7 protein-coding genes are annotated in these 6,161 nt (G+C 70.5%); 3 read left to right on the forward strand and 4 right to left on the reverse strand.

All coding sequences use genetic code 11. From position 1 onward, the window contains the following. Positions 1-924: 924 nt before the first annotated feature. Positions 925-1,416, forward strand: a complete 492-nt coding sequence (locus ACWD68_RS41385; protein WP_451811634.1) for an MSMEG_6728 family protein — start codon at positions 925-927, stop codon at positions 1,414-1,416. A 96-nt stretch (positions 1,417-1,512) separates the two neighbouring features. Beyond that, entirely contained in the window at positions 1,513-1,725 is a 213-nt protein-coding gene (locus ACWD68_RS41390; RefSeq protein WP_451811635.1) for a hypothetical protein, read from the forward strand. A gap of 286 nt (positions 1,726-2,011) precedes the next feature. On the opposite strand, the gene ACWD68_RS41395 is transcribed toward ACWD68_RS41390, so the two are convergent. Beyond that, positions 2,012-2,533 (reverse strand): hypothetical protein, encoded by a 522-nt coding sequence (locus ACWD68_RS41395; protein WP_451811636.1) that lies wholly within the window; start codon positions 2,531-2,533, stop codon positions 2,012-2,014. A 231-nt stretch (positions 2,534-2,764) separates the two neighbouring features. Continuing rightward, positions 2,765-3,871 (reverse strand): alkene reductase, encoded by a 1,107-nt coding sequence (locus ACWD68_RS41400; protein ID WP_451811637.1) that lies wholly within the window; start codon positions 3,869-3,871, stop codon positions 2,765-2,767. A 61-nt stretch (positions 3,872-3,932) separates the two neighbouring features. On the opposite strand from ACWD68_RS41400, the gene ACWD68_RS41405 reads away from it, so the two are divergent. Then, on the forward strand, positions 3,933-4,304 hold the full coding sequence (locus ACWD68_RS41405) for a MerR family transcriptional regulator (RefSeq protein WP_451811638.1): 372 nt from the start codon (positions 3,933-3,935) through the stop codon (positions 4,302-4,304). 239 nt (positions 4,305-4,543) lie between these two features. On the opposite strand, the gene ACWD68_RS41410 is transcribed toward ACWD68_RS41405, so the two are convergent. Together ACWD68_RS41410 and ACWD68_RS41415 are read right to left on the reverse strand one after the other, a co-directional pair. Next, positions 4,544-4,855 carry an NIPSNAP family protein gene (locus ACWD68_RS41410; protein ID WP_451811639.1) on the reverse strand — a complete coding sequence of 104 codons (312 nt, stop codon included), beginning with the start codon at positions 4,853-4,855 and terminating at the stop codon, positions 4,544-4,546. 319 nt (positions 4,856-5,174) lie between these two features. Next, entirely contained in the window at positions 5,175-5,831 is a 657-nt protein-coding gene (locus ACWD68_RS41415; protein ID WP_451811640.1) for a hypothetical protein, read from the reverse strand. Between the last annotated feature and the right edge of the window lie 330 nt (positions 5,832-6,161).

The following is a 6,161-nucleotide window of genomic DNA, read 5'->3' on the forward strand; positions in this document are numbered from 1 at the left end:
GGCACCAGGGCCCCGAAGGAACTGCAACACCATCTGCCGGCCCTACTGCTTCGCCGGCCTTCTGTTTCCGCGGACCCGACCGAGATGCTGTCGGGAGCGCGGGGATCGCGGTTGCTTGACCGGAGACCACCTCACTATCGATGTCCTGCGGTACCCGGGCTCAGCATTCCGCCCGGGCGATCCTGATGGCGCTCGATCCCTCCGTTCTTTCCCTCTGATCCATCACTTACCAAACAGGGAACTGCGTACTGCTGATACTGCTCTCCTGCGTACTGCTCAGCGGCCTGCGACAGCGCCACTCTCCGGCAGCCAGCCCCGTCGCCCGTCCTGCGTCTGCTCTGGCTTGGAACCCCACTGCCGAACCTCCCGGCACGCGCGCCCGCAGCCGACGCCTTCACCGAGGTACCGCTCACCAACTTCACTGCTGAGGTACCGCGAACTGCATTTACCGGTACTGCCACCGCATCAACTGCGGTCCTGCTCCCGGCGGCCCCTGATCACTGCGGGCCACCCGGTCCGGTCGCCAGTCCCGTCGCCGTCCTACAACCACCCTGGCTTCGAAACTCCACCACCGCACCGTCCTACGCACTGCACTTACGTGTACTGCTGCCTGGCAGTTCGTGTCTGCCCGGCCCTGCGGTCTCTCTGACTACGAGAGAAACCATACCCAGGCGATCAGCCAATGTCTACTCTGGCCAACATAGATTTCCGCGCGTTCGACAGAGAGGTAATCAACCTCGAACAGCGACGGCAGAACGAGCGAGACCGTCGCCGCCGGGATGTCGAGCCGCAGGCCGGTCGCCCCGGCACGGCTCCGCCGCGCGGTGAGGTCAGCGAGCTGGTCCGCACCCGTGCGCTGACACCGCAGGCGGCTGCACCCGAATCGCCCGTATGGGAACGGGCCGGCCGCGGTAGGTGTCCTGCGTGCAGACCTTTCTCCCGTATCCCGACTTCACACAGTCCGCCGCGGTCCTGGACCGCGCGCGTCTGGGCAAACAGCGCGTCGAGGCCCTCCAGGTGCTGCGCGGCCTGACCGTGCCCGGCTACGGATGGCGGCACCATCCCGCGGTACGCATATGGACCGGCTACGAGGAGGCCCTGGTCCGCTACGGCCTGGACGTGTGCGCCACGTGGGTGGCACAGGGGCACGCCGACACATGCGCCACGACGCTCGTCACCGACTTCGGCAGGTACGGCCTCGGCGCCGATGTACGTGTCCAGGAGCAGCTCGCCGACGAGGGCGAGCTGCCGCCCTGGCTGGGAGAACCCGCCTTCCACCGCAGTCACCAGTCGGCACTGAGGCGCAAGGCACCGGAGTTCTACGGCCCGTTCTTCCCGGACGTTCCTGACGACCTGCCCTACGTCTGGCCGAGGTCCGACCGATCCGCTTCGCCGGACAGGGGGCCAAGTCCTTGACGGTTAGTGCGGTTGAGATGCATCCAGGGCGGCATCAGGGGAACTCGTCCCGCGGATGATCGGGGCCTTCGCATCGTCCACCGGAAGGAGTTGGTGATGGGCGGACGACAACCGCGCGGCAGTGAGCGGGGTGTGGGCGTGTGCAAGGCGTGCGGGAGCAGGCCGGCGGTCCCGTCCGAGGACGGGACGGGACTGTGCGAGCACTGCGCCGACCTGCTTGAACTGCCGGACGGGGCGGGATTGATCGAGGACGACGGGGCCGGTGTCCGGCGGGAGTTCGAGGACCGGGGCCGACGGCCACAGGCATGACCGGTGTCCACGGGAGACTTCCTGACCGGATGCCGCGGCGGGTGACGACTGCGGATCGCCGACGGGCCGACGCCGAGGATCCGCCGTGTCACCGGCGGCCTCCGCAAGCCTCCGGCTTTCCGTGTCATCGCCGGCCGGGCCAGCAGTGCGCCCGGCCATTTGCCCGCCGTCTCAGAAGGCAGCTGAATCGGGCCGGGGGCGATGTCCATGGGAACGGGAGGCATCCGTGCTCTCGGGCTGCCCGCCGTGCTCCCGGGCACCGCCACGGTCCGCCTACGGTTCCGCATCACGAACCGTCGGGCGGACGCCTGGCTGTTCGCCGGCGCGGGGCTTCGTCGTCGGGGACGTCCGGGGAGGCGAAGTGGAACGGCACCCGGAGCGATTCGGCCAGAGCCCGGCCCGCCTCTGCGGCGGCAGTGCCCGGCGGGGGCCCGCCGGGGCGGTGGTAGACGGTCGCCAGGTGGCCTTCCCCGGCCGGGTCGTCCAGGACGGCGACCAGCACCACGAACCAGTCATGGACGGTGTCGCCGTCCCACAGTGCCTCGATCGCTGCCACCTGGCCCGGGAGTGCCGCGGCGCGGGATGCGAGTGAGGGGATGTCGAGCGGATCGGGCGGCCTGTGCCGTATGCGGTCGCTGAGGGCTTCGTAGCGCGCGTGGACCACCTGTTCCGCCTCGCGCAGGCCCAATCCCAGTGGGCGCAGAGCCTCCCACACGGCCTTGACTGCCGCCATCCGGCGATCACGGAGCACGTTCGCGTCGGTCTCCCGGCGGGTCTGTTCCTCCAGATAGGCCCACCAGCCGCTCATCGGGCCTCCGGGCGAGGTTCCCTTGCGTGCGTCATGGGCCGAACGTACGGCAGTACGCCGCGAACAACCCAGACGGCCTCGTCAGGAACACAGGCTGCTGTCGGCCTACGCTCGCCGACCAGCGGCCGATGGACCCCTCCAGGCGAACCGACCGCGGCCCCACCGGCCGGGACCCTGCCGGGAGCCTGAAGGCCGGGGCGGCGGATGCGGCGAACTCGCTCCGCACGCACGTCAGACGAGAGCGCCGAGGACGGGGTAGTCGGTGTAGCCGGTGGAACCGCCGGTGTACATCGCGTACTTGGCGCGGACGGCGTTGACGGGTGCGCCGGTGTGCATCCGTGCGGTGAGGTCGGGGTTGGCGAGGAAGGGGCGGCCCAGCGCGATGAGGTCGGCGCCGGCGGCCAGGAGATGTTCGGCGGCTTCCTTGCCGCCGTCGGCGGGGATCTGGTCGGCGGGCAGGACAGGGTTGGCGATCAGGGTGCCGGGCCAGATCTCGCGCAGGCGGGTGAAGAGCGGCCGGGCGGGGTCGGCGTAGGCGATGTGGAGGTAGGCGAGGTTCTTGCCGGCAGTGGCTTCCAGCAGGGCGGGGTAGAGGTCGTCGGCGTCGCTGTCGGTGATGCCGTTGACGGTGTTGCCGGGCGAGATGCGCAGGCCGGTGCGGTCGGCGCCGATCGCACCGGCGACGGCGTCGACGACTTCGGTGGTGAAGCGGATGCGGCCTTCGATGCCGCCGCCGTAGGCGTCGGTGCGCCGGTTGGTGTTGGGGGCCAGGAACTGGTGCAGCAGGTACCCGTTGGCGCTGTGGACCTCGACCCCGGCGAAGCCTGCGTCGAGGGCGCGGCGGGCGGTGGCGGCGAAGTCGTCGATGGTGGTGCGGATGTCCTGGAGGGTCATCTCGCGCGGTGTGACGGCGGGCCGGCGTCCGGCCGGGGTGTGGATCGGCTCGGGCAGCGGGACCGGGGACGGGGCGATGGGGGTGAGGCCGCTGGTGTCGGGGTGGCCGACGCGTCCGCCGTGCTGGATCTGAAGGAACATCGGGCCGCCGCCCGCGGCCGCGACGGCGGTGGTGACCCGGCGCCATCCGGCGGTGTGGGCGTCGGTGTGCAGGGCCGTGGTGTTCGGATAGGTCTGGCCGACCGGGTTGGGGGTGGAGGCTTCGGCGATGATCAGGCCGGCGGAGGCGCGCTGCGCGTAGTAGTGGGCCATCAGCGCGGTGGCGGTGCCGTCGCTCTCGGCGCGGTTGCGGGTCATGGGGGCCATGACCAGGTGGTTGGCCAGTTCGTGCCGGCCGAGGCGGGCGGGGGCGAGGAGCGGGGAGGTGGTCGTGTCGTGGGTCATGCGCTTACCGTAGAAGTTGACACCAATGTCAGGTTCAAGTCGTGGAGGTGTGAACTGCGTCATGCGGATCGGTGAGCTGGCCCGTCGTACGGGCGTGAGTGAGCGCTCGTTGCGCTACTACGAGAAGGAGGGTCTGCTGTCGGCGGAGCGGACGCCGGGCGGGCACCGGGAGTACGCGGACACGGCGGTGGACCGGGTGCGGCGGGTTCAGGAGCTGTACGCGGCGGGGCTGTGCAGTTCGAAGATCGTGACGCTGCTGCCGTGCATGCGTGACAGCGACGGCGGGCCCGCCGTGACGGCGGATGCGGACCTGGTCCGCGAGCTGACGGTGGAGAGGGCCCGGATCGACCGGATGATCGAGGACCTGCGGCGTTCCCGCGCCCTGCTCGACGGCGTCATCGATGCGGCGTCGGCGGGGAGCACGGCACCCTAGGCGCGGGCGGGAGCTCCGGCCCGCGGAAGGCCGTGGCTCCCGGGTCGCCCCTCCGGTAGCGGCGGCACCTCAGGGAGACTTGTCCCGAAGGGTGCGAGGGTGCCGGAACGGTTCACAACGGCGCGTGAGGCTGAGGTGATCGGACTGCTCTCTGGAGTCGAGGGTGCCGCCGCCCTTGGCCTCGCCTGCGCATGGCCCAACGCCCGCCTGCGGGACGGTCGTTCAGGCCGGACGGCTGCCTAGGAGGTGACGTCGAGCGGCCGCAGGAAGCGCCGCTCATAGCGCTTGATGCAGCGGGTGCTGCGGGCCAGCTCGACGGCGTCCTGGCACTCCGGGTCGGTCATGCTGTCCGCACGGTACCGCTCGTACGCGGCGAGGCTGGGAAAGGAGAAGAGCGCGTAGGCGATGTCGCTGTCGCCCTCACTCGGCAGGAAGTAGCCGTGGTGCGTCCCGCCGAGACGGTTGACGAGCCCGACCCAGCGGCGGCCGTACTCTTCGAAGTCCTCGAGCTTGTCGGCGTCGATCTCGTACTTGAGATGAATGGTGATCATGTCCCACATGATGCTGCATGCCGGTTCGGGCTCGAGGTCCGGAACGAACCCCGTTCCTGCGCGCCTCGGCGAGCCGTGCCGGCCACCCTGCCCCTCCCCCGCTGTCCGCCCCGTCCGCGGAAACCCGGCCTGCGCGGGGCCCAACTGGACGAATTGGACTTCTGCAGAGCAGGACAGGATGAGCCGAGTCGCCGTCAGGGCGATTCGGCATCTGCCGTAGCGTGGCTGCGGACCAGCGTGGGGCGTCCTCGTCCGGCCATCAGCCACGGGCAGGGCGCTGGGCTGCGAGGGCTCGCTCGCCTCCTGCCGCGTCTGCCGGTCAGGATTGCGGGGCGGCCTCGCTGATGTCGTGGTGCATGTGGTCCATGAGTTCGCCCATCTCGCGGACATCGGAGTTCGGGCTCTCGGCGTTCCGTGCCGCGCCGCGCAGCCAGTCGGCGGTCGTCAGGGCGAGTGCGGTGGCGTCTTGTTCGCGGTTGTCGCCGAGGAGTTCCTCGATCCGGAAGGCGAGACCGCCCAGGGTCTCGTCGTTGGTCTCCGGCGTCAGGTAGCCGCGCAGGCCGGCGGGGTAGGGGTCCTGGGCTCTGGCGTGCCGCACGGCGGCAAGTACCGCGGGGTTGTCGCTGTACTGGTCGAGATGGCCCAGGAGGACGTAGATCCGCGCGGTCAGCCGTGGCCGCCCGGGGTGGTGGTCCAGCCAGGCCATCAGCTCCTGCTGGCCGCCGAGGTGGTCGACGAGCGGGGTCAGTGCCTCCACCGATTTGGTGGGCAGATCCCAGTGGTGGGGAAGGAGCTGGGCCACTTCGTCGGCCAGCGCCGCCTCGTCCTCGGGACTGAGCGTGCCGGCGGTGAACCCGGCGACCTTCAGGCTGTCGAGCGCGAATCCCTCAGGCCCCGCCTGCCGGGTGCGGTGGGAGGAGCCGTGCCGCCGGCGCAGCAGTTCACCGACGCTCTTGAGAAGCGGCTTGTCGTGCACGAAACCTCCTATGGGTGCGCTCGAGGGGCCCCTCGTCCGGGACGGGAACCGCGGACGGTGCCGCGGTCCGGACGGCGATGCCGGCCGGTCCTCTGCGGCATCGGCACCACTACCCTGCCGCCCGGTCGCGGTGTCCGCGCGCCCGGTGACCCGGATGAGTGCGGACGCCTGGCGCCAGGGAGACATGTCTGTCATCAGATGCACCGGCGCGGCAACCGCATCGCGGTGCTCTCCCCCTGGCGCTGCGGACGGTCAGCGCACCACCTCGGTGGCCAGGAGGTCCATCCTTTGTTCTTCGCAGGGAATCCCGGCCTTCAGGCCGGGATTCCC

The sequence above is a fragment of the Streptomyces sp. NPDC005141 genome, from assembly GCF_053599975.1.

Bases quoted from the DNA above. Each gene is read 5' to 3' on its own strand.
- ACWD68_RS41390 (WP_451811635.1), top strand. From the start codon at position 1,513: ATGGGCGGACGACAACCGCGCGGCAGTGAGCGGGGTGTGGGCGTGTGC.
- ACWD68_RS41395 (WP_451811636.1), bottom strand. From the start codon at position 2,533: ATGAGCGGCTGGTGGGCCTATCTGGAGGAACAGACCCGCCGGGAGACC.
- ACWD68_RS41400 (WP_451811637.1), bottom strand. From the start codon at position 3,871: ATGACCCACGACACGACCACCTCCCCGCTCCTCGCCCCCGCCCGCCTC.
- ACWD68_RS41405 (WP_451811638.1), top strand. From the start codon at position 3,933: ATGCGGATCGGTGAGCTGGCCCGTCGTACGGGCGTGAGTGAGCGCTCG.
- ACWD68_RS41410 (WP_451811639.1), bottom strand. From the start codon at position 4,855: ATGATCACCATTCATCTCAAGTACGAGATCGACGCCGACAAGCTCGAG.